Source organism: Shewanella sedimentimangrovi (genome assembly GCF_017354965.1).
Lineage (GTDB): Bacteria > Pseudomonadota > Gammaproteobacteria > Enterobacterales > Shewanellaceae > Shewanella > Shewanella cyperi.
In genome coordinates this window covers 1,488,011-1,514,321 of the sequence record NZ_CP071502.1, presented here as the reverse complement: position 1 = coordinate 1,514,321, position 26,311 = coordinate 1,488,011, and the positions used below count along the sequence as shown (strand labels likewise).

General features: G+C 57.3%; 19 protein-coding genes and 1 pseudogene. 8 read left to right on the top strand and 12 right to left on the bottom strand.

Annotated features, from left to right (window positions below; translation table 11 throughout):
- Positions 1-314 precede the first annotated feature (314 nt).
- Positions 315-3,179: a TonB-dependent receptor gene (locus JYB85_RS06375; protein ID WP_207381523.1), complete on the top strand. Its 2,865-nt coding sequence runs from the start codon at positions 315-317 to the stop codon at positions 3,177-3,179.
- 110 nt (positions 3,180-3,289) lie between these two features.
- Here JYB85_RS06375 and JYB85_RS06370 read toward each other — a convergent pair whose 3' ends face one another.
- From JYB85_RS06370 to JYB85_RS06360, 3 genes are all read right to left on the bottom strand, one after another.
- Complete coding sequence (locus JYB85_RS06370) at positions 3,290-3,982, bottom strand: helix-turn-helix transcriptional regulator (RefSeq protein ID WP_207381522.1); 693 nt, start codon at positions 3,980-3,982, stop codon at positions 3,290-3,292.
- Positions 3,983-4,080: 98 nt separating this feature from the next.
- Entirely contained in the window at positions 4,081-4,464 is a 384-nt protein-coding gene (locus JYB85_RS06365) for a VOC family protein (protein ID WP_207381521.1), read from the bottom strand.
- Between the two features lie 165 nt (positions 4,465-4,629).
- Complete coding sequence (locus JYB85_RS06360; protein WP_207381520.1) at positions 4,630-6,369, bottom strand: phospho-sugar mutase; 1,740 nt, start codon at positions 6,367-6,369, stop codon at positions 4,630-4,632.
- A 216-nt stretch (positions 6,370-6,585) separates the two neighbouring features.
- Between JYB85_RS06360 and JYB85_RS06355 the strand changes: the two genes are divergently transcribed.
- On the top strand, positions 6,586-7,743 hold the full coding sequence (locus JYB85_RS06355) for a transglycosylase SLT domain-containing protein (protein WP_207381519.1): 1,158 nt from the start codon (positions 6,586-6,588) through the stop codon (positions 7,741-7,743).
- Positions 7,744-8,006: 263 nt separating this feature from the next.
- Here JYB85_RS06355 and JYB85_RS06350 read toward each other — a convergent pair whose 3' ends face one another.
- The 7 genes from JYB85_RS06350 to JYB85_RS06320 all read right to left on the bottom strand — a co-directional run bounded on the left by JYB85_RS06350 (position 8,007) and on the right by JYB85_RS06320 (position 19,154).
- Positions 8,007-11,567: an ABC transporter permease/M1 family aminopeptidase gene (locus JYB85_RS06350; protein ID WP_207381518.1), complete on the bottom strand. Its 3,561-nt coding sequence runs from the start codon at positions 11,565-11,567 to the stop codon at positions 8,007-8,009.
- 12 nt (positions 11,568-11,579) lie between these two features.
- Entirely contained in the window at positions 11,580-12,461 is an 882-nt protein-coding gene (locus JYB85_RS06345; protein WP_207381517.1) for an ABC transporter ATP-binding protein, read from the bottom strand.
- A 358-nt stretch (positions 12,462-12,819) separates the two neighbouring features.
- Positions 12,820-13,899 (bottom strand): NAD-dependent epimerase/dehydratase family protein, encoded by a 1,080-nt coding sequence (locus tag JYB85_RS06340; RefSeq protein ID WP_207381516.1) that lies wholly within the window; start codon positions 13,897-13,899, stop codon positions 12,820-12,822.
- Between the two features lie 38 nt (positions 13,900-13,937).
- A complete protein-coding gene (gene oleC, locus JYB85_RS06335) occupies positions 13,938-15,611 on the bottom strand; it encodes an olefin beta-lactone synthetase (protein WP_207381515.1) in 1,674 nt (557 codons plus the stop codon).
- A complete protein-coding gene (locus tag JYB85_RS06330) occupies positions 15,608-16,612 on the bottom strand; it encodes an alpha/beta fold hydrolase (RefSeq protein ID WP_207381514.1) in 1,005 nt (334 codons plus the stop codon). Before JYB85_RS06330 ends, oleC begins: the two co-directional genes overlap by 4 nt.
- Positions 16,613-16,623: 11 nt before the next feature.
- Positions 16,624-17,673, bottom strand: a complete 1,050-nt coding sequence (locus JYB85_RS06325; RefSeq protein WP_207381513.1) for a 3-oxoacyl-ACP synthase III — start codon at positions 17,671-17,673, stop codon at positions 16,624-16,626.
- A gap of 146 nt (positions 17,674-17,819) precedes the next feature.
- Complete coding sequence (locus JYB85_RS06320) at positions 17,820-19,154, bottom strand: methyltransferase (RefSeq protein WP_207381512.1); 1,335 nt, start codon at positions 19,152-19,154, stop codon at positions 17,820-17,822.
- Positions 19,155-19,435: 281 nt separating this feature from the next.
- On the opposite strand from JYB85_RS06320, the gene fos reads away from it, so the two are divergent.
- Positions 19,436-19,834: a fosfomycin resistance glutathione transferase gene (gene fos, locus JYB85_RS06315; protein ID WP_207381511.1), complete on the top strand. Its 399-nt coding sequence runs from the start codon at positions 19,436-19,438 to the stop codon at positions 19,832-19,834.
- A gap of 35 nt (positions 19,835-19,869) precedes the next feature.
- On the opposite strand, the gene JYB85_RS06310 is transcribed toward fos, so the two are convergent.
- On the bottom strand, positions 19,870-20,292 hold the full coding sequence (locus tag JYB85_RS06310) for a helix-turn-helix domain-containing protein (protein ID WP_207381987.1): 423 nt from the start codon (positions 20,290-20,292) through the stop codon (positions 19,870-19,872).
- A gap of 260 nt (positions 20,293-20,552) precedes the next feature.
- Here JYB85_RS06310 and JYB85_RS06305 point away from each other — a divergent pair, with 260 nt between their 5' ends.
- Positions 20,553-21,356, top strand: a complete 804-nt coding sequence (locus JYB85_RS06305; protein WP_207381510.1) for a sulfite exporter TauE/SafE family protein — start codon at positions 20,553-20,555, stop codon at positions 21,354-21,356.
- 206 nt (positions 21,357-21,562) lie between these two features.
- Positions 21,563-22,693, top strand: coding sequence for an acyltransferase family protein (locus JYB85_RS06300; RefSeq protein WP_207381509.1), 1,131 nt, complete (start codon positions 21,563-21,565; stop codon positions 22,691-22,693).
- A gap of 1,057 nt (positions 22,694-23,750) precedes the next feature.
- On the opposite strand, the pseudogene JYB85_RS06290 reads toward JYB85_RS06300, so the two are convergent.
- Positions 23,751-24,780: pseudogene (locus JYB85_RS06290) on the bottom strand (integron integrase).
- 280 nt (positions 24,781-25,060) lie between these two features.
- On the opposite strand from JYB85_RS06290, the gene JYB85_RS06285 reads away from it, so the two are divergent.
- The 3 genes from JYB85_RS06285 to JYB85_RS06275 all read left to right on the top strand — a co-directional run bounded on the left by JYB85_RS06285 (position 25,061) and on the right by JYB85_RS06275 (position 26,263).
- The gene (locus tag JYB85_RS06285; RefSeq protein WP_207381508.1) at positions 25,061-25,393 is read left to right on the top strand and encodes a hypothetical protein; all 333 of its coding nucleotides are present in this window, start codon (positions 25,061-25,063) and stop codon (positions 25,391-25,393) included.
- A gap of 92 nt (positions 25,394-25,485) precedes the next feature.
- A complete protein-coding gene (locus JYB85_RS06280; protein ID WP_207381507.1) occupies positions 25,486-25,875 on the top strand; it encodes a DUF7674 family protein in 390 nt (129 codons plus the stop codon).
- A gap of 97 nt (positions 25,876-25,972) precedes the next feature.
- Positions 25,973-26,263: a hypothetical protein gene (locus JYB85_RS06275; protein WP_207381506.1), complete on the top strand. Its 291-nt coding sequence runs from the start codon at positions 25,973-25,975 to the stop codon at positions 26,261-26,263.
- Positions 26,264-26,311 lie beyond the last annotated feature (48 nt).

Sequence of the window (26,311 nt, the reverse complement as noted above, 5' to 3'; positions counted from 1 at the left end):
AAAAGCTCACTCTACCATGGCCCCTTGGCTTTCAGTAGCTTTAGCTTTCATTTACTTTCGAACCACCACCCAAGTCATAATCTCGCAAATTAATTCTTTATTTTTATCAACTTAACAGAAAGCCAACACCCACCTTCCGCTTTTGCATGAAACTACTATGCCCAACTTCGAAAGAAAACAAAAGCATTTTTACATTTATTTGTTGATTTTTTCACGGCATTAACAGTATACGTAATATATCGAAAGCTCTGTGCGGTTTCTTTGACTTTCGTAAAACAACAACCACAGGAAACACCTTCACCGGAGGGGAGCAGATGACATTGTTACGTACCCAAGTGGCCAGCCTGGCGCTGGCAATCAGTACCGCCCTGTGGGCCCTGCCGTCCCAGGCAGCCGACGTCGGGTCGGCCACCAAGGACAAGAGCCAGGCCCAAACAAACCAAAAGCAACAAACAGAGGAAGCACAGAGCGAGGAGAACGGCGGCGAGATGGAGCGGATCCAGGTCTCAGGTATCCGCTCAAGTATTAAGGAATCCTTGTTTTTAAAACAAAATGCCACCAGCGTGGTGGATCTGGTGGTGGCCGATGATATAGGCAAGTTCCCCGACGAGAACCTGGCCGAAGCCCTGCAGCGGATCCCCGGGATCACCATCACCCGCAACGGCGGTGAAGGTCAGAATATCCTGGTGCGTGGTCTGGGGGACGGTTACAACATCACCACACTCAACGGCCGCAAACTGGCCTCTGAATTTGCCGGCCGCGATTTCAACTTCGACACCATAGCCTCGGAGCTGGTGAACGTGCTGGCGGTATACAAGTCACCCGAGGCGCGCCTCACCGAGGGTGGCATTGGCGCCATAGTGGATATCCAGACCCGTAAGCCTTTGGATATGAATGGCTTTACCCTGCAAGCTTCGGCCAAGGGTATACATGAATCCCGCACCGGTGATATCCACCCCCACGCGTCTTTCATCATTGGCGATCAGAATGACGAGGGTACCCTGGGAGCCCTGTTTTCGGCCGTGTATTCGAAAAAGACCCTGAGGGCCGACACCTATTCCGCCGACGGTTTCTTTGATGAAGACGAGGGCTGGGGTGTGGACAGCGCCGGGGTGCCGGTGGACACCAACAACAACGGTGCCATAGACGAAGGGGAAATTTACGCCTCCAAGATCCCCAGCTACATGTATTTTGCCAATGCCCAGGACGTGCGGGAGCGCATAGGCTCCACCCTGGCGCTGCAATGGCGTCCCAGTGATGACCTGTTGCTGAGTCTCGACGGTCTATACTCCCGTTACAATACCGATGGTCACAGGTACCAGATTGGCTTCGTCAACTACGACGAATCCTGGACCCCGGGCACACCGCTGTTTACCGACGCCAGCTTCGATGAACTCGGCCGGGTCGTGAAGATGAAGCAGACCGGTGACAATACCATGGTAGAACTGCTCAACATCTCCGAACCCCGCCAGACCGACACCTGGCAGCTGGGACTCAACGCCGCCTGGCAACCCACCGACAATTGGTCTGTGATGGCGGATCTGGCCTATTCCCAAGCCGACAACAAGAACAAGGGTGACAACCGTTTTATCGTGGCCCGGGGCTTTGTTGACAGCATAGGCATTGACTACAGCACCGGCAATACCCTGCCGGATGTCAGCATCAGCCCGGCGCTCACCGCCGACCAAACCTACGGCGCCCACTACAGCTACAACAGCGGCACCGGGGTGAAAGACAAGATCACCGATCTCAAACTCGAAGCCAGCTACGAGCCCGATGACGGCATCATCAGCAAGCTGCACTTTGGCCTCAACTATGTGAAGCAGAGCAAGGGCCAAGATGCCTTCAGATCGCGCAACCCCAGCCAGTTCAGCCGCGGCGGTTACTACCTGACCCGCGATGGCTATGACTTTGCCCCCGGCCAGGTCTTTACCCAGGGCGAATTCGAGCTGTTCCGCATTCCGGAAAACGTCTTTGTTCCCGCCAACTTCGACAACTTCCTCGAGGGCGAAAACAGTGTGTCGCCGGATCCCTGGCCAAGCTTTGACTATGATGCGCTGCTGGCATTCTACCGCTCCATCAACAGCGAAGCCGCCGATGCCAGCATAGTCGCCAGCCAGAGCAAGTCCGGCAGCTACGAGGTGTCCGAAGCCGTGACCTCGGCCTTCGTGCAACTGACAATGGAAGATGAGCTGTGGGAACTGCCCTACATGCTGAACCTGGGTCTGCGTGGCAGCCATACCCAGGTGGACTCCAGCGGCTTTGGTTACGATCTTGCCAAGGTGGTACTGGACGGCGAAGGTCAGCCCAGCAACAACGATTGGCGTCAAGTGGTGGCCACCGAATACGAAGGCAGCTACAACAGTCTGTTGCCGAGCATCAACCTGAGGGTAAACCTGCAGGATGACCTGCTGCTGCGTGTTTCCGCCGCCCAAACCCTGAGCCGTCCCTCCCTGTACGCCCTGCGCACCTGGGCCTCGCCCGATTTCACCAACCGCAAGGAAGGCCTGCCAACCCTGAGCCGCGGCAATCCCGGGGTGAAAGCCGAGGAAGCCTATCAGGGTGACGTCACCCTGGAATGGTACTACGGCGACAGCAGCTCCCTTGCCGCCGGTGTGTTCATCAAGGACATCAAGTCCTTTATCGAAAACGATGAAAACGCGATGGACGTGGATGGCAACCGCTATCTGGTCAGCCAACCCGAGTCGGGCCAATACGGCGCCAAGATCACCGGTTACGAGCTGGCCTGGCAGCAATCCTTCGAGGAATGGCTGCCCGAGCCCATGGATGGTTTCGGGATCCAGCTGAACTACACCTTTGTGGACAGCAAATATGATGATCCCGAGCGCTTGGATCTGCCCTTTGTGGGCATGTCGGAGAACTCCTACAACGCCGTACTCTACTACGAGAAATACGGCCTGCAGGGTCGTCTGGCCTACAACTGGCGCAGCAAGTTCCTGGTGGATCCCGAGGCCTGGGGCGGCCCGGCCTGGATTAATGCCTACGGCCAGCTGGATGCCAGCCTTAGCTATGAGCTGATGGAAAACCTGACCGTGTTTATGGAAGCCTCCAACCTGGATAACAACCGCTACTCGGGTTATATCAAACGCCCGGATCAGGTGAACTATCTGGAACGCTTCGGCACCCAGATAGCGCTGGGGATCCGCGGCAGCTTCTAAATCCCTATTTGGCGGCTGTTTTGGCCGCCATGTCTCCGAGCTCTCTAAGCTTGTGGTATAAGCATTGGGCGGCCATTTGGCCGCCCTTTTTTATGTCTGACAGTAGAGACTCATTCCGCCTGTTGCCCGCTCTGGGCACGCATGCGGGCGACAAAGTCTGCCAGCTCCTGCCCCGGCTTCACCGGAAAAGTATCCTCCAGGCTTTCCAGGGCCTGAATGCGATCGACCCGGAAGCTGCGGAAGTCATGTCGCAGTTCACACCAGGCCAGCAGGGTCCAGGTACCGCGCCAGAAATAAATCGCCAGCGGCCGCAGCCGCCGCTCGCTGACATCCTCCTTGGCATCCCGATAGTGAATATGGCAATAGCGTCTTGCCCTGGCGGCGATGCGCAGCGGGTCGAGAAACTGAAACTCGGCCTCGTCGAGATAAAAGTCCGGTGAAAACATCAAAGATTGCAGCGACTGCAAGCGGCTCGGCAACACGGCCTCCACCTTGATCAGCGCCTGGGCCGCCGCCTGCCCCAGGGCCTTGCCGCCCCAGGTCTGTACCATGCGAATGCCCACCTGCAGCGCCTCCAGCTCGGCCTCGTTGAACATCAGCGGCGGCACATTCACCTCCTGACGCAGCAAATAGCCGACACCGGCCTCCCCTTCTATGGGAATGCCGGACAGGCACAGGTCCTGGATATCGCGGTAAATGGTGCGCACCGACACCTCCAGCCGCTCGGCCAGCATGGCGGCCGTGGTCAGTCGGCGGTGACGCAATATCTGCACTATTTGAAACAGCCGGTCGGCGCGGCGCATAGGCTTTCCCTGAACTTAAATAATCCCCAAAACAAACAGGGCTCCCGACGCCCGGGCGCCGGAAGCCTTTCACTCACACATGAAGCAGGAACACGGGACTAGAGCGCCGGACACCATAGGCCAACACGGTTGCCCTCGCTGTCGGCAAACAGGGCGATATAGCCGCATTCACCTTCCTTGATCCCCATGGGCGGCATCAATATTTCCACTTTCGCCTGTTCCAGGCGCGCCACCAGGGGCCCCAGCTTATCGGCAAAGTGCAGATAAATCACCGAGCCGTCCATGGATGGCTTGGCCATGGGATGTTTTATCAGGCCGATGCTGGCGGCCTGCTTGTCCTCACACTCGAGCACGGCATACTGACATTCGGCGTTGTCTTCGCGGCGGAATTGGCAGCCGAAATGCTCGTTGTAAAAAGCCGTGGCCCTGTCCATGTCGGTGACGGCGAGTTCGCCCCACACCAGTGGTGCATTTTGCATCATAACCTTGATCTCCTTATGAATTAAACCTGGTTAATGTCCGACAGCTCCCCGCTGCCACTGTGGCTGCGAAGGAAAGCGAACTGAGGACAGCATAAGGGGCCCCTGCTGACAGCCTTGTGTCAGCAGGGTGCGTTGCGGGTTATAAATATTTTGGGTAAAGACCTGTCAGTGGGGCAAGGAGGCCTGGTGGGCTGTGACCAATTGATCCATGGTGGTTTCGGCCAGGCGCTGCACCTCGGCCAGGCTGGTACCCTCAGCCATGGGTAACACCAGCTCGTAGTAGCACTTGATCTTGGGCTCGGTGCCCGAAGGCCTGACTATCACCCTGGCACTGCTGTGTGGCAGCGCCTCGTCGCCATCGAGGTGATAAATCAGCACGTCGCTGGCGGGCAAGTGAATGGTTTCTTCGCGGCCATCGGCGTAGCGCTTGGTCAGCCATTTCAGATCCTCGCAGCAATTGACCTTGCGCCCGCCAATTTCGCCGGGGGGCGATGCCCGCAGCGCCTCACCTATATTGGGAGTATCGGCCCCCAGAGCAATGCTCACCTGGCAATTATGATGGAAACCGTGACGGCGATAAATTTGCTCCAGCCTGTCCCAAAGGGTCATGCCTGCGCTCGCCAGGGCCGCAGTGAGCTGGGCAAAGGCCAGCTGGGCCGACAGCCCGTCCTTGTCCCACACCAGGTGGCCGACCGTGTAGCCCAGGGCCTCTTCATAGGCAAACAGGAAGGGACAGCTCGGGGTTTGCAGCTTTTGGGCGGTATTCATCAGCCACTTGAAGCCGGTGAGCGTGGTGTAACAGCGGCCGTCGTAATGTCCGGCAATGGCCTCCAGCAGCCCCGAGGACACCAGGGTCTTGCCCACCAGTTGTGGCTTGGGGCTCAGGGACAAGAGGTAATCCCCCAGCAGGCAGCCCACCTGATCGCCGCTCAGCATGCGATAGCTGCCATCGTCGCGACGCACCGCCACTGCAAAGCGGTCGGCATCGGGATCGTTGGCACAGGCCAACATGGCCCCCCTGGCCGATGCCTCGGCTATCACCAGATCCATGGCGCCCGCTTCCTCGGGATTGGGGAACTTCACCGTTGGAAAGTCACCATCCGGCTGTTGCTGGGCCGCCACCGGATAGACGGCACTGAATCCGGCGTCCTTCAGCAGGGTCAAGGCCATCTCGGCCCCCACCCCATGCATGGCGCTGTAGGCCATGGCCACTGAATCGGGCCGGATGTGATGGCTGAGCAGCGCGCTGTGCTTGATGGCGCGGCGGTAACCCTCGAAAAAATCCTGCTGCAACCAGTCCAGCAGGCCGCGTTTGGTGGCCTCGCTCTGATCCATAAAGGGGATGGCTTCATTGGCGGCCCTGTCGATGCAGGCGGCAATACCGGCATCGTGGGGCGGGATGATCTGGGCACCGTTTTCCCAGTACACCTTGTAGCCATTGTACTGGGGCGGGTTGTGACTGGCGGTCACCACCACACCGGCGGCGGCGTGGAAATGACACACACCGTAGGCCACCAAAGGCGTGGGCGCCACTGTGGCGGTCAGATGAACCTTAAAGCCCATGGCGCAGAGCACGCTGGCGGCATCGTGGGCAAAGGTGCGCGAATCGTGACGGCCATCGAAACCTATGATCACCCCACGGCTATGGGCATCTTTAACATGGCTGGCAAGGTAGGCCCCGAGACCCGCGCTGGTCTCACGCACCACCAGGCGATTCATGGCCAGCGGTCCCGGGCCCACCACGCCGCGCAGCCCGGCGGTGCCAAACTCCAGCCGCCCCGCAAAGGCCGCGCCGAGGGCCGCCTCGTCTCCCGCCGCTACCATGGCCTCCAGCGCCGCCCGGGACGCGGGATCCGGATCCCGCCCCAGCCAATGATTGACCTGAAGTTGCAAATGGGTGTTCATACTGCCTCCTTGTTCGCACCGCCTGGGTGTGTGCCTGTCAGGACAGGGCTTTTCCCTAAGCTTAGGGGCTCCTTGCCCGGTCTGACGCCGAATTTTCCTTTTTTCATTCAGGCAACGAATTGCTGATGCCAAAGTCTGCCAAAGAGATTAGCATAGCGCGATCGTTCAAGGAGCCCCCAGATGTCAACGCCTGTATCAAAGAAAGCATCAAAGAAAGTGTCAGCTAAAGTGTTCACCCCAATATTCACCCAAGGCGCTTTGCGTTGCCTGCGCCCGCTGGCATGTTTCACTTTGCTGCTGTGGCTGGCGGCCTGTAGTCAAACCTCACCGGAGCAGATGCCCGAGCAGACCAATGCCGCGCCTACTGTGGCTGAGGTTGAACCGCCGCAGGTCACCACAAAAGCGCCGCAAACGCCGCAAGCTCCCCAGTATCAGGATCTGTGGCGCAAGATAGCGGCGTCCAACGCCATTAGCCTGCAAGCCACACCGCAGCTGCAAACCTGGATAGCGTTTTACCGTCAGCGGCCAAGCTTTGCCCGTCAGCTCAGCGACAATGCGGCCCCTTTTCTGTTCGAGATAGTGATTGCCCTGGAGCAAAAAGGCCTGCCGCTGGAACTGGCACTGCTGCCTGCGGTGGAAAGCGGCTTCAATGGCAATGCAAGTGCCGGTGCCAGCGCCGGTGCTCCGACTGGCCTATGGCAGATGATCCCCGCCACCGGCAGACGTTTTGGTTTGCGGGTCGGTACCGACTTTGATGGCCGCCGTGATGCCATGGCCTCAACAGAAGCTGTGCTCAACTATCTCGTCCATCTGCACGCTATGCTGGGGCAGGACTGGCTCAATGCGGTGGCCGGCTACAATGCCGGAGAACTCAGAATTCAGGCCGCCATCAAGGCCAACCAGGCCAAGGGCCTGGGCAGTGATTTCTGGTCTTTGAAACTCAGCGGCAAGCAGGCACCAACAGTGTACAAATGGCTGGCGCTGATAGCCCTGCTGCGGGAAGAGGCCCTGCCCCTGGCTCCCATAGCCAATGCCCCTGCCGTCAAGCGGGAGGCGGCGGTCAACGGCCAGCCCCTGGCTGTGCTGGCCAAGGGATATGGCCTGAGCCTCAAACAGCTCAAGGCCCTTAATCCTGGATTTCGAACTGCAACCGTACCCACATTGGGTCAATATTCCCTGCTGCTGCCCCTGGATGCCCAATGGCAGGGTGGACAACTGAGCGCCCTCAAGGCGCCAAGCTACCAGGTTAAATCCGGCGACACCCTGGGCGCCATAGCCAAGCGCCATGGGATCAGCCTCAAGACCCTGCTCGGCCTAAACGGCCTGACCGAAAAGAGCATTATCAAACCGGGCCAACTGCTGAGGTTGGAATAAGTGCTGAGGTTGGAATAAGTGCTGAAGTTGGAATAAGTGCTGAAGCTGTGGGCATCTTTAACGTGTGTGGTTAGCTCGGCTACCTGACCGGCGCGGCTGCCCTCATCCGGCTCCCGTTCCAGTCCTTGTTAAGCAAGTTGGGGATTATCTTCGTCATTCTCCACTGGCTTCACCTTGGGCGCAAAGTCACGGTGGCTAAAGTGATTTTGGTTTGCAACCGCCGCTGACCAATAAAAAACGCGGCCCGGGGGCCGCGTTTTGCATCAGAGTTTGTAGATGTTGTCCTTGCTGTCCCTGTCCACCAACTTGACGAAGGGGTCGACCCCAACGTAGGTGGGCGCCTTGTCCACCTCGAACGACAGCTGGTTTTCACCGCTCTTGAGCGGCAGCTTCTCAAGCAGCAGCACATCCTTCTCGTCGCTGAGGGTGTCGGGATCGGCACTGAACAGGCCTATGTCCACCCGCTCGGTGACAGCCACCTCGGTCTCTTTGCCATCCTCGCCAGCCTTCATGCGGGCGGCGTGGATCTTCAGTTCGACCCGGAACTTACCACTCTCAAGCGGTACCACCTCGGCCTTCTCCAGGCGCAGATCATAGAGGCTGATTTCCTTGAAGGAGGCATCAACAAAGGCCATCTGCTCCGGGCTGAGATCCCGCTCCAGATAGGCCACCAGATCCAGAGTGGTCGGGAAAGGATCGCCGCGGTAACGATAGCGCTCCAGGAAGTCATGCAGGTTGGCGTTGAGACGCTGCTCCCCGATGAGATCCTTGATGGCCATCATCACCACAGATCCCTTCTGGTAGTGGATGTATTGCTGGTTTTCACTGGTCAGCAATGGCATCTCCCCAATGCGCTCGGCGCTGCGGCCACGCAGGTAGCGGTCCAGCTCAAAGCCCAGGAAGCGGCGCAGCATGTGGGCGCCATACTTGCGCTCCATTACCATGAGCGCCGAATACTGCGACAGGCTCTCTGACAACACGGCACTGCCCTGCACATTGGCCGCCCCCAGCTGATGACCCCACCACTGGTGAGCCACCTCGTGGGCGGTGACATAGTACACAGGGTCTATCTTGTCCGGGTCGCGCAGGTCGGTGATAAAGCCGATGCGCTCCGAGTAAGGCACGGTATTGGCGAAGCTCTGAGCGAAGGTGCGGTAGCCCGGATACTCCATGATGCGCATTTGCCGGTGCTGGTAAGCACCAAAGGCCTCGGAGAAATAGTCGATTGAGTCGCGTACGGATTCCATCATACGGTCGATGTTCCAGGCATGATCCGGATGATAATAGACCTCGATGGCGATGCCCTTGTAGTCGGCCTGCTTCTTGGCAAAACGGCCGGACACTATGGAGTAGAAGTTCACCATAGGGCTGTCCATCTTGTAGTGGAAGAAGTTGCGGCCGTTCTCCTGCCATTGGCGCGTCAGGTAACCCGGTACTATCGCAGTCTGATCGCCACTGGTGGACACTGTGGCCTCAAAGTCGATAAAGGTGCCCTCTGGGCCGAAGAAGTTGGTGTTATAAAAACGCTTGTCCTCCAGCTTATGGGCCCTTTCCTTGGGGGCCAGACCACGCTTCTCCCGCTCGTGCCGGTCAAGCAGCTCAGCTTCACTCTGGTAGCCGAACATGGGCATCAGCGCGGTGTTGTCGATGAAGGTGCCGTTTTGCACCACCGCCAAATCGAAGTTGTTCTCGGCGATGCCCTGATTGGCACGTTCCAGACTGATGCTGCCGGCAAGCTCGGCGCCGGGGGCCAGCGGCTTATCGAACACCAGCCAGGCCACAGGCAGAACTGGGTCCTGCTCGGTCAGGGTGGCACCGGGAATATCGAAGTGGATGCTCTCGGGGCGGGTATGCTCGGGCAAGTTCACCAGCAGCCGCGCTATGGGCTTGTCGCTACGGTTTTGCCAGCGCATTTGCACCTTGGCGTCTATGCGGCGCTCCTCGGGAAAGAGTGCAAAGTCGCCATTGACCGACAACGGCGACAGCGCCGGCAAATCTTCATACTGCTTGTAGCGCTTCTCGTAGTCGGCGAGCATGTCCTGGCGCTGCTCCGGCGTCTGGTAGTGGTTGACCACCTTGGTCTGGTAGAACAGATAACCGCCCATGGCCACAAACAGCAGCAGCGAGGCCAAGGCCGTGCCCTTGCCGGCAACGCCAAGCTGATAGCCGAGCAGTCCCAGGCGCTGCTTCAGGCCCACCTCGGGCCCGCGGCGGTACAGACCATAGGCCAGCAGGAACAGCAGCAGGCTGAAGGCGCCCCAGTAGATCATGTAGGCGCTGTGGCTCACCAGCGACCAGCCGTAGCCATTCATGTCCGAGTAAGCCTGGGTGGGAGACTGGGCAAAGTTGTACAGGCTGTGGCCAAAGCCCCAGTTTGCCATCACCAGGGTCACCAGGTAATAACCGACATAGAGCCCCATACCGGCGTACTTGTTGGGCGCCAACACCTGGAAGAAAAATGCCAACACCCCGGACATCAGCAGCGGCAGCAGCAACATAAAGCCCAACCGCATCAGATACTGCGACAACTCCAGGTTCATCTGTCCCTTGAGCAACTGGAACACCAAGGTAGTGCCCATGGCAAAGGTGTACAGCAGCACCATCACCAGGGTCAGGGCCACCAGCTTGGAAGCCAGGAACACCAGATTGGACACCGGCAGGCTGTCAACTATGTCACCCATGCCGCTGTTGCGCTCACGCCAGACGATTTCACCACAGTAGTAAATAAGCACTATCACCATCAGCAGCCCGGTGGACTGCACTATCAGATCCACCATGTCCTGGGTCAGCGGCCAGTTACTGGTGCCGTACCACTTGAGGTCCCCCACTATCATGGGACCGAGCAGATTGATTATGCTGAGCACCCCGAGGATATAGAAGGGAGCGCTGAACAGTACCTGACGCACCTCAAAGCCGACCCGGCGCCAGAACTGGGCACTGCCGCTCACCCGGGACTGACGCACCAAGGTCGACAACTGCGGGATCACGGGTACCATGTGTGCCTTGCTGCGACGGGCTTCCTTGCGATGCGCCAGGGTTGGTTGGCGATGCATGCCACTGAGGGCCATCACCACACCGGCCAAAGCCAGCCACAGCAGGCGGTTTTGCAGCATCAGGCCCTCGAAACCCACCATAAGGCTGTTTTTCTCGGCGATGGTCCAGTAACGGGTGACCTGGCCGAAAGTACGCAAACCAAAAGGATCCAGCAGGGCGGCTATTTCCCGGTACTGGGGCTGGCTGGCCAGCTGACCGGCAAAACCGTAGAGGATAAACAGCCCCACCGCCGTGAGGTAAAGCGCCATCATGGAGCGAAACTTCTGCGCCATGGCGTAAAACAGCGCCGACAGAAACAGCAGGCTGGGCAGCACCAGCAGCACCAGTGGCTTGAGATAGGCCAGCAGCGAGATCTCACCAAAGCGGCTGGCATCCACCCAGGGCATCACAGAGCCCAGCAGGTGTCCCAGGGGCGCCAGGCAGAACAGGGTGACCACCACCAGGAAACTGCCGAGGAAACGCCCCAGCTGATAGCCCAGGGGATTGAGCGGCTTGGCGTACAACAGCTCTTCCATCTGGCACTGCTGGTTGCGCACCGCGGTGCTGCCGACAAAGTTCACCACCGCAAACATGGCTATGATACCGGTGATCAGCAGGGTCTGGGTAATGGCGTAGGGGCTGTTCTTCAGCACCTCTCCGCCGCTGCCTATCTGCACATTGTTGGAGGCTACCGAGAAGAAGCACACCATAAACAGCAGCAGGCCCACCACGTAAAACGAGGGTTGGCGCAGGTAATAGCGCCACTCAAATTTCAGCGTCGTAAACAACATCTGGAGGCCTCCTCAGGCTGCCTGAGCGGTGCGGTGGCTGTGCAGGGTGGAGAAGTAGAGGTCCTCAAGACCGGCCTTGGTCGGCGCAAAGCCTTCGGGGCAGGTATCCGACAACACGTTGAGCACTGTGCGCCCGGCCAGCAGCCGCTTGGAAATCACCGGCAGACGCGACTCCAGCTCGGCCGCCTCGGCCTGGCTCACGGTACGCTGCCAGATCCTATCGCCCAGGTCGTCCACCAGCGCCTGGGGGTTGCCCTCCAGCAGTATGCTGCCCGAGGCCAGCACCGCCATCTTGGGGCACAGCTCGGAAACGTCATCCACTATATGGGTCGAGAGGATCACCACCCGCTCTTCCCCCAGGCTCACCAGCAGGTTGTGGAAGCGGTTACGCTCCTCGGGGTCCAGGCCCGCGGTGGGCTCATCGACGATCAGCAGCTTGGGGTCCCCCAGCAGCGCCTGGGCGATACCGAAGCGCTGACGCATACCGCCTGAATAACCGCTGACGGCCTTGGTCCTGTGCTGATACAGGTTGGTGTGGGCCAGCAGGCCGTCGACTATCTCTTTGCGCTCCTTGGCGTTGTTGAGCCCCTTAAGCACCGCAAGGTGATCCAGCAGATCCACTGCGCTGACGCGGGGGTAAACATTGAAGTCCTGGGGCAGATAACCGAGCTGACGTCTGAGCGCCATGGGATCGGCCAGCACATCGATGCCGTCGAAATGAATGCTGCCGCTGTCGGCACTCTGCAGGGTGGCGATGGTGCGCATCAGGCTCGACTTGCCGGCGCCGTTGGGGCCGAGCAGGCCAAACATGCCCTTGGGAATGTCCAGGGTGACGCCGTTGAGTGCCTTGACGCCGTTATCGTAGGTTTTGGTGAGATTATTAATACTCAGCATGGGTCCTTTCCGCTTGGTAACTAAATGTCCGCCCCGAATCTACCACAGCGAAAATTTCACACACGTTAACAATTGTAACTGGAAATCAACAGATTACAGAATGCCATACCCATAATAATGTAACGCTCACGCCTTGAGCCGTTTCGCTACGCAAGTTCGATACGAAAGTGGTCGTGAGAGCAGGCTTGAAAGTTAGCCGTAAAAGTTAGCCGTAAAAGTTAGCCGCTTGAAGCCGGACTGGAAATGAATTCGAACAATGTGCCAGGGAGACAACTGCAACCATGGCGCGGCCCCCGCGGCGACTGGCCCAGGTTTGGTTTGACTTGGTTTAACTTTACTTGTTCCAGCTCAGCTTGGCTTAGCTTGGCCTGAGGCTCTCCGCCAGGCGCGTCATGCCCTCGTCGAGACTGATATGGGCCTCATAGCCCAGGTCACGGCGGGCGGCGGAGATATCGAAGTAGTGGCTGCAGGATAGTTGCTTGGCCACAAAGCGGGTCATCAGCGGCTCCTCGCGCTTGCCAAGCAGGCCATAGAGGCCTTCCAGCAGCGCACCGACGCCATAGGCCACAGCGGCCGGCACCCTTTTGCTGACCGGCGGCAGATTAGCGCAGGCCAGGATACGGTTGAGCATTTCCGCCATGGTCACGGGTTCATTGTTACTGAGGAAATAGGCCTTGCCGGCGCAGGGGCTGTTGTCTTTCAGCAACGCCTGTGCCGCCAGCACATGGCCATGGGCGGCGTTGTCCACATAGATGGTGTCCACCAGCTTATCTTCGGCCCCCACCAACTTGAGTTTACCGGTGCGGCCCCGCTCCAGCACTCTGGGCACCAGATGGGCGTCATCCGGGCCCCAGATAAGGTGCGGCCTTAATGCCGTCACCGGCAGCTCGGGTGAGCTGGCAGCCAACAACATGGCCTCGGCCTCGGCCTTGGTGGCGGCGTAATGGTTGAGAAAACGCCTGGCATAGGGTGCCGATTCGTCAATGCCGTCTTCATCCACGCCATCAAAGGTCACGCTGGGGGTGCTGGTGTAGACCAGTGCCCTGACGCCGTGACTTGCAGCGCAGGCCAGCACAGCGGCGACGCCGTCGACATTGGCACTGCGGTAACTGTCGAGACTTCCCCAAACTCCGGCCTTGGAGGCCACATGGAATACCAGCTCACAGCCGGCCATGGCCTTTGCGACAGCGGCGGGATCGGCGACATCACCCTTATGCATTTCCACGCCCATGGCGACAAGCTCTGGATAGTCTGAGCGGGCGAGCCCCACCACCTGAATACCGCCCTGCAGCAACTGGCGACAGAGGGCCTTACCGAGAAAGCCACCGGCGCCGGTCACCAGCACCCGCTTGACCTGATTGCCAAGCTCGGTGGCGGCTTGCAGATGCTTGGGATGGAGTGCAAACCGGCTTGCTGCGGCCACGGCTGTTGTCGTCATAAAGGGATCTCTGGCGTTATCAGGCTTTTGTTAGGGCTTCAAAGGTGCAATTGCTTTTCCGCCCACAGGGCCAGCTTTTCGCGGAAAATCTTGGCATTGTGGCGCACATCCATGGGGAAGCCCTCATGGATAAGGAAATAATCTATGCCGCGGGTCAGCTCGTGCTGCTCGGCCAGTTCCCTGAGCTCGCGGTACAGCTGCTTGGCATTGCCGCAGGCCTGGGACTTGTCGAGTTCGATACACACCAGCGGGATCTTGTCGCCGTGCCTGTGCACGCCCACCAGCGCCGAGCGTTTGACCTGGGGATGGGTATTGAAAATCCGCTCGCAGGGAATGGAGAAATAGCGCTTGGCAAAGGCGCCCTGGGCGGTGGCATCCACCCTGTGGGCGTTGCGGCCACACATCCACAGGCGGCCCTGATCGTCGAGATAACCGAGATCGCCCATCCGGTGCCACAGGCAGCCTATCTCATCGGCATCGGCCACCTTGGAAAGCATGTTGGCCTCGGCCCTCTGATAGTAAGCACGGCTGACCATGGGGCCCTTGACCACTATCTCGCCTATCTCCCAGGGTGCCAGGTTTGTCCAGTCATGGGAGCTGGCTATGACAGCTTCATCGATGGCTATGATGGCAAGCTGTACCCCGGCAATGGGCCTGCCCACCAAGATGCCACCGCCCTGCTCGGTACGCTCGGCACTTTCAAGCAACTGCTTGGTGTCACAGCGGGCGATGGGCAAGGCCTCGGTGGCACCGTAGGAATTGATGATGGGCGCATCTTCCGCCAGCATGGCGGCAAAGCGCGCTATGGCACCCAGGTTGGCCGGAGCACCGGCGGAAATCACCCGCCTGACGCTGGCAAGTTTAAGTCCGGCTGACTCCCCTGCCCGGCCGAGCTTGTCGAGCAACGCCGGGTTGAGAAACAGATTGCTGCAGCCATAGTCGCGGATCGCCGCGAACAAGAGTTCGGGCCTTGCCTTGATGGGGCGACTGGCATCCATGTGCGGCACTATGGACGCCATGCCCAGCGCCGGGCCAAACAGGGCAAACAGCGGAAAGGTGGACAGGTCGCGCTCACCGGCGCTGATGCCATAGTCCTGTCTGAGGGCGGAGATCTGCGCCTCAAACATGGCGTGGCTGTACTCCACGCCCTTGGGAATGCCGGTGCTGCCGCTGGTGAACAGTATGGCGCACAGGGCATCCTCATCCAGGGTCACCATGGGATAGGCCCCCATGGATGCGCCGCGGGCCTCTAAGGCCGCCAGCGACTCGCCCGCACCTGAGATTAAACGGCCGCCGCCAACGCGGATACACTGCTTTATGCTGTGCTTGCCCCAACCAAACAGACGCCGGGCCAGGTGGGCCTTGGGAATACCGATAAAGGCATCGGGGGCGGCTTCTTCAAAGCATTGGCTGAGATTGCGCACGCCCATGCCGGGATCCACCATCACAGGGATAATGCCGGCCTTGAACAGGGCAAAGGTCAGGGCAAAGAAGTCCAGCCCCGGGGTCACCATCAGCACAGCCTTCATGCCGGCCTTGAGCCCGATGGCATTGAGGCCGTGGGCTATGGCGTCACTGCGACGCTCAAGTTCGGCCTGGGTCAGTTCAAGGTAGGATACCTTGCCCAGGCGACACTGCTGCACCGCCACCGCCAGCTCATTGGGGCGCTGCTGGGCGGCCTCACGCAAATGGCGGCAGAGATTGGCCATCATTGGGCCCCGGCGCTGTGTGCACTGGCCTCGGCGTTCTTGGCGCTGTCGGCATCGGCTTTATCTGTATCCGCTTCAACAGCATCGGCGACACTGACGCCTGCACCTGTTACATCGAGGCCGAGGAAACGGCACACGGAAGCTATGACCTCGTCACTGGCATCTTCCAGTATATAGTGACCGCAGTCCTCGTAGGCATGCACTTCGGCCTGGGGCAGTTTCCGGCGCCACACTTCAAGGAAATGGCGGTCGAACACAAAATCCTTCAGGCCCCAGTGGATCAAAGTTGGGGTATCGGTAAATTGGCCCAGGCTCTGCTCTATGCTGCTCACCAGCTCAAAGGCCCTGTCCCTGGGGTACAGCGGAATATCCTGCACAAACCTTAAGGTAGAAATGCGGTTGGCCCAGCTGTTGAACGGCGCCACGTAGGCCCGGCGCAGCTCAGGGTCCATGGGCTTGCGCTTGACGCCCACATAGGAGGCAATACCGGCGAAGGCGTTGAAGCCACGCACCAGCACAGTGCCGAGCAAAGTATTGCGGCAGATCCACAGCGGCCAGGGGAAGGCCTTGGTCTCTGGTATGTGGAAAGCGGCGGTGTTGAGGATCACCAGGCGCTCGATGCGCTCCGGGTGTTTGGCGGCGTAGCCCATGCCTATCATGCCGCCCCAGTCGTGCACCACCAGGGTGACCTTACCATCGACACCCAGCTTATCCAGCAGGGCGTCGAGATCGTCGATGCGCCGTGCCAGGGTGTAGTCGTAGCCCTTGTCGCTGGGCTTGTCCGACAGGCCGCAGCCGACGTTGTCCATGGCGATGCAGCGGTAATCCTGTTTCAGGGCGCCAATCAGCTTGCGGTAGTACAGGCTCCAGCTGGGGTTGCCGTGCACCATGACCACAGTGCCCTTGGGCGTCGCCGGGCCCTCATCCACATAGTGAATGCGGTTACCCTTGTTGTGAAACCAGTTTCTGGCGAACGGCAGCAGGCGCTCGAGCGTGTGTTCCATCTTCATGTCCATTACCAGCGGATCCCCAGCATCATGCAGTTCAGTCCCGAGCCTATACCGAGGAAGCTCACCTGATCGCCCCGGCGCAGGAAACCCTGGTCATGGGCCATGGCCGCCGATACGGGCAAGGACACAGTGCCCATGTTGCCCAGCAGCTGGAAGGTGGGAAATTCTTTCTCTTCCGGAATGCACAGGGCGCTCAGCACCTGTTTACGGTTGGCGGCGCCTACCTGATGGCAGATGACCTTGTCCACCTGCTCCACCAGCCAGTCGCGCTGGGCGAGGAAATGTTGCCAGGTGTGCTTGGCCAGCTCCACCCCTTCCTTGAGCAGGGCCACGGCGTCGGTGCGCATAAATTCGCGGTACAGCTTATGTCCTGCTTCCTGCAGGCCCCATTGGCACAGCTGGTGATGTTCCGGGGCGCTCAAATGGCTGGCGCCGAGTAACTGATGGTTGCGGTCGGTGGCCAGTTCAAAGCTGCCGTCGGTAAGGATCACCGCCACGGCCCCTGAGCCACCCGTGAGGGTCGCCAGGGACTGGGCAAAATTCTGCATGGTGGGCTCGGCCAACATGCTGTCTATGGTCACGTCCACTATGTCGCGGGCCGATTCACAGGACACCACCATGCCGGCGCGAATTTGGCCCAGCTCGATGCGATTGGCAATGTCGAGAATGCCGGACAGCACCCCGAGGCAGGCGTTGCTGATGTCGTAAATGGCGGTCTCGCGGCCAACCCCAAGGGCGGCAGCAATGCGGCAGGCGGTGGCGGGTTCGTGCTGATCGCGGCACACCCCGGTATAGACCAAAGCCCCCAGGTTATCACCGCTCAGCCCGGTCTCGGCCAGGGCCTTGCGGGCGGCATCAATGGCACCGTCGGACAGCTTGTGTCCCTTGGGCCACCAGCGACGCTCGTTGATGCCGGTCAGGGCCGCCAATTGGCCCATGGGAATGCGAAACTTCTGGTACAGGGGTGCCAGGCGCTGCTCCAGCTCTGAGCTGGACACCACTTCCGGCGCCAGTTCATAGGCCAGGCTGTTGATAAACACGCGGGAATATTTCATTAAAAGCCAATCGCTCTCTCGGGCCTTGGTGGCCGTGTTTTTCTTATCTATAAGGTGGCGCGGCGCCACAAACTGGCGACATTTGACCAAGAATCGCCGGGGTATTCAATAAAAAATCGCACTTAACAGCACTGCGTCCGTGGCCATCAGCCGCGGCGCACCGCCTGAATGAGCGCATTCCGAGGGGTCACCTGCTGTTCGCAGAAGGCACCGAGGCGCACCCGGTAGTCGGATTCCAGCAAAAAGGCGACCCTGTCCAGCAGCAGAAAACGCTCTATCACGGGGCGAAACAGGTGGGCGGCGACATCGATGCGGGCGGTGAGGCGGCGGCGCTGCTGCCCTTCCAGGCGGAAGGGCTCCAGCGGCAGTTCGTCGGGCAACTCCAGGCCCTTCACCTCGGCGCCCCAGCGGCAAAACGCCTCGAAGCTGCCGGACAACTGGCTCTGGCGCACAGATGGCAGCGGCAGGTATTCATCTGTGCCGCGCAATTGGCGCTGCAGGCTGTCAAAGCCCAGGCGCCAGCTCACTTCCTGCATCCTGTCGGCCCGAGCCTTGGCATTGGCAATCACGCTGTGATTGAGCGGCAGTTGCAGGCCGTGGCGGTCGAGGCGGAAATTAAGCGCTTTGGCACTCTGGCTGATGGGCTCAAGATCGCCGGAAGGAATAAGATGATAGCAACAGGGCGAAATCGACAGCCTCTGGGTGCCTGCCCGCGCCGCCCGGCGCATCAGGTTCAGGTGCAACTCACCGCAGGCGTGCAGCGCCACCCCGTGCTGGTGTGACTGAAGCACATCTTCACTGGCGGCAAAGGCATCGGCGCAGACAAAGTGCTGCTTGAGACCGCGGCGTTTGGCCTCCTCTTCACCTGCAACGCAGAGTTGCGCCTGCCACTCCAGACTCAGCACCTCTCGGCCGGTAGCGGCTGTGAGCAGGCGCCCCAGATGGCCCTTGCCGGCACACCATTCCAGCAGCGGCAGCTCGCAGGGCTCCATCGCCACCAGAGAAGCAAAACGGCTTATTTGCTGCCACTTGCGGCCCTTTATTCCGGCGGCCAGGTGCACCTCCTGCTGCCTTGGCAACAGCTCGCCCTTCATTTCGGGATAGGGCGTCAGGCGCCAGTTGAACAGCGCCTTGTCCCACACAGGGATGTTCGATAAAAGCCTGCTCGCATCAGTGACCACAGGAATACCCTGTGACTCAAGTGCTTTGGTCTCAAGATCTTGCGCCAGGCTGGGCCACAGGCTTTCCAGCAATTGCTGCTGATCCGCATCCAGTGCTTCCAATTCTTCATCATCAAGCCGCCACAACATCTCTGCAAGGTGCGGGAACTGCGCCCGCCAGGGCAACTCGCGCCACTCGAAACTGCGCGGCGTCCAAAGGGGCGCCGCCTCGGTCAGCAATGCCGCCAGCCGCGAAAGGGTCCCACGTACCTCCACCAGCTCACATTCCAGATGCGAGCCTTCCTGGGGCTGGTAATTCATGGGCGCTCTTTTCAGGGACTCAGGGCTGGCGGTCGAAGATTCGGCTGGCAAGGAAAACGCTCTTGGGGACAGTGAAATCAGGCCGGTCAGTATAACATGGCACTTAGTGCCACTGTACTTTCTGTCAGTACCGTTGCAGTCAGTGCCGTTTCCGTCAATGCCGTTTCGGCCACTCATTGCCGAGTGCAGCATCTGTTACAGGTTTTCCCGGCCTGTTTGCTTATCTTGGATGAACTATGACAGCATATTGATCTGAAAATGGAATTCATTGGAGAACAAGCATGCTGACGGGCCTTAATCACCTTACCCTGGCGGTGACGGTTCTGGATACCTCGCTGGCCTTCTATGTGGATTTGCTTGGCATGCGGGCCCAGGTGCGCTGGGACAATGGCGCTTACCTGAGTCTGGGAGCACTGTGGCTGTGCCTTTCATGCGACGCCGCCCTGCCCGCCCGGGATTACAGCCATATTGCCTTTGACATAGCCGAAGCCGATTTCCCGGGTTTTGCCGCCAGACTGCGCAGTGCCGGGGTCAATGAATGGAAACACAATCGCAGCGAAGGCCAATCCCTGTATTTGCTGGATCCCGACGGCCACCAGCTGGAGATCCATGTGGGCAGCCTGCAATCCCGGCTGGCGGCCCTTAAAGCCCGCCCCAATCCCGGTTTGCAGTGGCTTTAATGCTTAAAACTTACTTATTACTTATCTACTTAACGTCAGGCTTTCCGGGCGGCCTTGAGTTTATTGGGTGACCTTGAACGGCCACGGCCAGCCACCTTCAGTATGCGCAAAAATTTGGGGCATTCGAAATGACTGGCGGCGCGGCACTCGGCCGCATGGCGCAGGCCGTCACGCATGGCCACCAGCTCGTTAATCCTGCGATCCAGTTCATCGGCCTTGGCCACCAGCAGGCCCCTGTCTATGCTGCCGGCATCCGTGCTGAACATGCGCACCATCTCATCCAGGCTGAAACCCACGGCGCCACCGAGGGAGATAAGCGCCAGGCGCTCCAATACTGAATCGCTGAATTGTCGCCGCAGACCACTGCGGCCACAGGCCTGGATCAGGCCCTTTTCCTCGTAATACCTCAGGGTCGATGCCGGCAGTCCGGAGGCCTTGGCCACCTCAGCTATATCCATCATGTCTTTGCTCCCGAAACTATCTTCACCCGGTGTTTCACACCATGCAGCTCAGAAATAGCCCTATAGCAAGCCATCTGCCACGCCGGTGAAAAACACCATTGACTTAAAGTCGACTTTAACTTGTAGGCTATGCCACAGAGGTCCCGAAGACAAGAGCCAAGTCCTGTCGGGGACCCGGAAATGAATAACCTGAACTATCCAAATTGACGGCCATGTTGAGCCGGGGCGTATTGCTCCGGGGCAAAGGTGAGGTGTGTATGTTAACTATCGAATTTATATTGCTGTACCTGGCCCTGGGCGGCTTTGTCGGCTTTATGGCAGGACTATTAGGTGTGGGAGGGGGAGGCATACTGGTGCCGCTGCTCGCCATGCTGTTCGGCTATCAGGGGATGGCAGAAAGCCAGGTTATCCACCTGGCCCTTGGCACGGCACTGACCTGCATGATAATTACCTCGGCCGCCAGCATTCGAGCCCACGCCGCCCGAGGCGCGGTGCAATGGCCCTTGGTCGGCTTTATGGCCGGCGGGATCCTGACCGGCGCCTTTTTGATGGCGCGCTGGTCATCGCAAATCAACCCGGCCTTTATCGCCCTGTTCTTCTCGCTCTTTATGGCCGTGATTGCACTGCAGATGTTTATGAACTGGCGCCCCAGGCCCAGCCAATCGCCCGCCAGCCCACCGGGGCTCTTGCTCGCCGGATTGACCATAGGCTCGGTATCGGCCCTGGCCGCCGTCGGCGGTGGCTTTCTCAGCCTGCTTTACCTGGGCCATAAAAACGTACCGCTGAAACAGGCCATAGGCACCTCTGCTGCCATAGGTTTTCCCATCGCCATCGCCGGCGCCCTGGGGTTCATGGTGAGTGGTTGGTCACATACCTCGGCCATCCCCTATACCCTGGGCTACGTCTATCTGCCGGCTTTCCTCATCATCACAGTGTCGAGCATAGCCGCAGCTCCCCTGGGGGCCCGCTGCGCCCACAATCTGCCCGATGTGCAATTGAAACGCATCTTCGGCCTGGTGTCCCTGGCCCTGAGCATCAAGATGCTGGCTACCGTGATTTAGCTAACGACATTGCCGCGCACCGGCCTTGAATCCGGCAGTGCCAAAGCGGCGGCAACAGAGGTCAAGACCTTAATGTCCGTGGTCTATTTCTGGATCCCATACTGAACGCTTGAGAAAGGCTGAAGAGCGCGGCATTATGGCCCGTCAAAAAAGCATGACCAATCCTCTACAGCGGGGTCGGCAGGGATAAATACACAGGGAATGAAATGACCAGGCTTCCAGGACTTGATTTATTACGGGCAATTGCCATTGTGTGGGTAGTGCTGTTTCATACGGCCGGTGCCGGACTCAGCATGCCCTTCAGAGACTTTTCCATTCTCGGCTGGATGGGGGTGGATCTCTTCTTCGTGCTCAGCGGCTTTTTAATTGGCGAGCAATTATTAAAGCCAATCGCACAACGGCGGGAATTAAACATAGGCAAGTTTTACATCAGCCGGGCCTTCAGGATCCTGCCGGCGTACGCCGTGGTCGTATTACTGTATTTTTTACTGCCCTTTACCCGGGAAGGACACGGATTACCGCCGCTGTGGCAATTTCTCAGCTTCTCCGTCAACCTGCAGGTGGACGTGGGCACCAACACCTTCTCCCATGTCTGGTCACTTTGTGTAGAAGAGCATTTCTACCTGTTTTTCCCGCTCATCGTATGGTTGCTGCTGAACAGAAGCAGTACCACCAAGGTGCTTGCACTTGCCATTGCCATTATCGGTTTGGGCATGGCACTTAGGGGTCACCTTTGGCTGACCAAGCTCGATACCTTTCCCGTCTATCGCTCTTACGTTGAGAACATCTATTACCCCACTTATAACCGACTCGATGGCCTCTTGGCCGGGGCATTGCTGGCCGGTCTCAAGGTGTTTAAACCCCATCATTGGCAGCTTGTCGTCAAGCATGGCAATAAGGTGCTGCTCGTGGGTCTGACCGGACTTGGTTTGACGATTTGGATTTTCAAGGAGCGCTTCGGCTTCACGGCAACTGTGATTGGCTTTCCCTTACTGTCATTCAGCCTGGCTTTCATAGTGGCAGCCGCATCCAGCACCAGCTCGCTCATAGGCAAATTCAAGGTGCCGGGCGCAGCCTTGCTGGCCACATTGGCCTACAGCATGTACCTGACCCATAAGTCGGTATTTCAGATGGTTAAAACCCTGATTGGCCCTCAGCTGGTTGACAACGACTATCTTGCTTTTGTCGTCTACGGCGGCGCAGTCCTGGCCGGCGCCGCAATCCTGTATCTCACTGTCGAGCGCCCCTTCCTCAAGCTGAGGAGCAAATACCTGGCGAGGAACCAAGATGAATCGCCACGTATTGACGGGGTTAACGCTCAGGTAGCCAATGGCTAGGCCAATGCCTCTGCAAATAGTCGCAGAAGCGGCAATGCCGCAATGTTGCATCCGAATCCCCCTTTGGAGCCGCCGACGACTGCATGGATGCAGGAGTTAGGACGAAGCAGGAGCCAGAGTCGAGGACGTTGCTGAAAATGGCGTGGCGAGGGCGAATGCTTGCCCACGGCAAGCGTGCTCATGAGCGCGAACCATGGATGGTGAACTGGCTTTTGTCCATGGAGGATTTGCCGAGGTAGCGACAGTCGAGCAGGGTGAGTGTCGCGCAGCGACAAGCTCACGAACGCGAGGCACGGAGGCCGAACTGGGGTGGATTTATATGGACGTAAATCCGAGAGTCTGTCGCGTTGACCCTTTCGCCCATAAACCCGAGGGGCCTTCGGCTCCGTTCGGGGGCATCCTTTGGGATGCAAGGGGCTTTGGATGAGCACAGCCCCTTGCCCGGAGGCAGGCTGGGAGGCCGCGACTTTCTGCCGCTGGCAAAGCGGCTATCTTTTGCTTTGTCCTGACATCCAGCATTGGATGCAACTCATCTCCGCGTGGCGGCCAGAGGCCTTCGGGGACCGCTAGCGAGATGAAACTGTTCATCTCGCTGTCTGTCGACACGCTTATCCCCCTGCCGTGGGTGCCGTGCATGGATGCACCAATGTCGCGATCGCATGGATGCGAACGAGCGACCTTTCGCACTTCCACCCCAGTGACACGCCGACTCTTGGTTTAAACATCAGCATCCCTGTAGGCTCAACGGCGACATCTGCTGACCATGGATGGTCGAATGTCGCGATCACATGGATGTGATTGAGCGACCATGTCGCCGATGGTCACTGGTGCGGCAGTGCTTGTTCAATGGCGTTCCGCTCCGGCCAATGTGCTACCTAAGACCAAAGACAAAGCTGTACATCAAATTTATAGCTTGCCGAACAGCCACCACCTCTGCCAAGATGCTGATTCAAGGAGATAAAACAAGGTTCAGGGATGAGGAAAACCACTTCAACCCGTGCGGTAGCCATGCCACTTGCCGGACGATTGCCGGACGATTGCCAGGACAACAACAGACTCAAGCCAAACGGTCCAACGGACTGACTGTTCCGGCATAGTGTTGCCCCAGCACGTGGGTGTATATTTGAGTTGTCTTGACGTCGTTGTGGCCAAGCAACTCCTGCACTGTTCGAATATCGTAACCAGCCTGCAAAAGATGAGTGGCACAAATTCAGCGGGACTGAATTTGAACAGCTCAGCTGGCCCGAAGGGGAAAATATAGGGAAGTATTTTATAAAACTGTGGCGAAAGGTGTGGCAGCTGATTTTTTTACAGAGTCCAATTTTTTGTCCAGCGATGCACAGCGCCTTTCGCACCAAGCTTTCATGTAAATGGTGACGACAAAGTTCACCGGTTACGGGATGTGCACATAGCGTCGTGCTCGGGAATATAAACATCCAAGCAGGGCTGCGAAAAGCGGAAGGATATTTGCGCCCAAGTGCATGGGGCAAAGAGGGACCTACCCCAAGCGCATTATCTTTTTGTTGAATGGCAATACTGTTGGATATCCGCCATTGCAGCCATGGAATACAGGATGCCGCGAGCAACGTTTGCCGATCTTTATTACCTTTACCATCGCGCACAGTGACACATAGTCTGTCTAGATCCACATCTTGGATCCGCAGACGCAGACACTCGGAAACGCGCAAACCGCTGCCGTAGAGCATTTGAACAATGTGAGATGCTGCCCCATCAAGTTCAGCAATAATTTGCGCGACTTGAACAACCGAGAGTACTACAGGCAAACGCCTTTGCTTGGTCGCCAGAGAAAAGCCAAGGTCACCCAGCTCGATACGCAAAAACTTTTGGTATAAGAACGCCAAAGCATTCAACGCAACTTTTTGCGTGTTAATTGCGACATGGCGTTCAACAGCAAGATAAGTTAAAAATGCGGCGATCTCTTCTGCGCCAGGGGTTTCTGGATGGCGCTTATGGTTAAAGAGAATATACCGCTTGATCCAATGCAGATAAGCATGTTCGGTGCGTATGCTATATCCGCGCAGACGCATATCATCTCTGACAGCGCGAAGAAAGGGACTCTGGCTCATGGTAATCTCCAATTGCTGTATATAAATACAGTATTATCGAGATTTTCGCGATTTCAAGTCAGAATTGACCCGATAAACCGTTCGGTTATCCAGTCAGTAAAAATATTATTATGTTTTAAATCAGTATGTTGATGAGTTGTTGTCGCGAGATAACGTGCAGCACATAGGGGAGATAACGAGAATGCTCAATTTCGTCGTAAATTTATATGGACAAAATAACGTAACGTAATAATTATTAAACTAATTCACATGCTCGCTTTACACTGGTCATAGGTGATAAATGAGCATTCTCATTATTAAAATGTTAGGTTGCAATATGATGAAAATAACTAAAAAGGTTGCGCTGTTTTATAGCGCTTGGTCTTTACTCTGGGTTCTGCTAGCGGCCTATGGAATGTTTTTAAGTAATAATGGGGAGTTAGGTATTAGTTCACATTTGTTGCTCATTATCACTGGTTTTCCACTTTCCTTGTTATCTATATTAATTATTCCAAATGGCACATTACTTGGTGCATTTTGCGCAGCAATTCTAGGTTTAGTGCAGTGGTGTACACTTGCAGAAGTTAATGATAGAAGAGCATTCTTTGGAAAACGTAAGAACAATGCAACCTAACAACCACATCAACTACACTCGCTACGCTCGTCGGATGCGCCAAACTGCGGCGCGCCGGTTATGTGGGCGTTATGTGAAATGAATTACGAAACATGATTAATATAGATGAATCATTAAAAATGCTATCCAAAACCTATCCTGGGTTTAGAGATGCGTTCGCTAAAAATGCCGAATCTTGGATAAGTAATGATGGTGAGTTTCTCTATTATATTTTGATGTCAGACCTGTCAAATTTACTTATTAAGAATATATCTGAAGGCAATTACGAAAATACTGAGGAGCTATTTCTTTTAGTGGAAACGCTCTTAAGTGAAGGGGATGAATACGTATCAAATCTTATTTCTGTAGGTTTTCTGGAATCATTACAGAATCAAACAACCGTGGAGCCAAAATATTGGGCGCCACTTATAGGTCGACAAGCTGTATCTTTTTGCAAAGCTCGTGATGAGTTCCAAGGCATCAAAATTGAGCACTATAGGTAAATCACATAACAAAGCCAGCCACAATCGCCAGCAAGCTGGCTGGACTCGTTTCACTCGCCTGTGCTGGCGGCGTTATATGCTCGTATGGGAGTAGATATTGAGCTCAAATTTCAACTACCGAATTGATGCTCCATTTAGCGAAAAGAAACGCTTTTTTAGGGTATGCGTTTATCTTGTCTTATTGCCATTGTTTACCGGATTAAGCACAGGAATGACCTATGTATTAGGTGACTTGATGAATTTTGATATCAATGAGCCTATTCGCAGCAGTGAGTTATCAGATATAGAAATAACACTGTTTTTTGGTAGTTTTGGCCTTGTCATGTTCGCGCTTTTTGGCTTGATGCTATTCATCGCCAAAAAAACGTTTCAAAGGTTCAAAATTTAATGCAATCGCATATAACAAGCAAAGGCAAAGCGACGCGTACCGCGCGCT

Excerpts from the sequence above, each read along its gene's own strand:
- JYB85_RS06350 (WP_207381518.1), bottom strand. The coding sequence starts at position 11,567 with ATGTTGTTTACGACGCTGAAATTTGAGTGGCGCTATTACCTGCGCCAA.
- JYB85_RS06340 (WP_207381516.1), bottom strand. The coding sequence starts at position 13,899 with ATGACGACAACAGCCGTGGCCGCAGCAAGCCGGTTTGCACTCCATCCC.
- JYB85_RS06360 (WP_207381520.1), bottom strand. The coding sequence starts at position 6,369 with ATGAACACCCATTTGCAACTTCAGGTCAATCATTGGCTGGGGCGGGAT.
- fos (WP_207381511.1), top strand. The coding sequence starts at position 19,436 with ATGCTGACGGGCCTTAATCACCTTACCCTGGCGGTGACGGTTCTGGAT.
- JYB85_RS06300 (WP_207381509.1), top strand. The coding sequence starts at position 21,563 with ATGACCAGGCTTCCAGGACTTGATTTATTACGGGCAATTGCCATTGTG.
- JYB85_RS06285 (WP_207381508.1), top strand. The coding sequence starts at position 25,061 with ATGAGCATTCTCATTATTAAAATGTTAGGTTGCAATATGATGAAAATA.
- JYB85_RS06305 (WP_207381510.1), top strand. The coding sequence starts at position 20,553 with ATGTTAACTATCGAATTTATATTGCTGTACCTGGCCCTGGGCGGCTTT.
- JYB85_RS06320 (WP_207381512.1), bottom strand. The coding sequence starts at position 19,154 with ATGAATTACCAGCCCCAGGAAGGCTCGCATCTGGAATGTGAGCTGGTG.
- JYB85_RS06375 (WP_207381523.1), top strand. The coding sequence starts at position 315 with ATGACATTGTTACGTACCCAAGTGGCCAGCCTGGCGCTGGCAATCAGT.
- JYB85_RS06365 (WP_207381521.1), bottom strand. The coding sequence starts at position 4,464 with ATGATGCAAAATGCACCACTGGTGTGGGGCGAACTCGCCGTCACCGAC.
- JYB85_RS06325 (WP_207381513.1), bottom strand. The coding sequence starts at position 17,673 with ATGAAATATTCCCGCGTGTTTATCAACAGCCTGGCCTATGAACTGGCG.
- oleC (WP_207381515.1), bottom strand. The coding sequence starts at position 15,611 with ATGATGGCCAATCTCTGCCGCCATTTGCGTGAGGCCGCCCAGCAGCGC.
- JYB85_RS06370 (WP_207381522.1), bottom strand. The coding sequence starts at position 3,982 with ATGCGCCGCGCCGACCGGCTGTTTCAAATAGTGCAGATATTGCGTCAC.
- JYB85_RS06280 (WP_207381507.1), top strand. The coding sequence starts at position 25,486 with ATGATTAATATAGATGAATCATTAAAAATGCTATCCAAAACCTATCCT.
- JYB85_RS06345 (WP_207381517.1), bottom strand. The coding sequence starts at position 12,461 with ATGCTGAGTATTAATAATCTCACCAAAACCTACGATAACGGCGTCAAG.
- JYB85_RS06330 (WP_207381514.1), bottom strand. The coding sequence starts at position 16,612 with ATGGAACACACGCTCGAGCGCCTGCTGCCGTTCGCCAGAAACTGGTTT.
- JYB85_RS06310 (WP_207381987.1), bottom strand. The coding sequence starts at position 20,292 with ATGGATATAGCTGAGGTGGCCAAGGCCTCCGGACTGCCGGCATCGACC.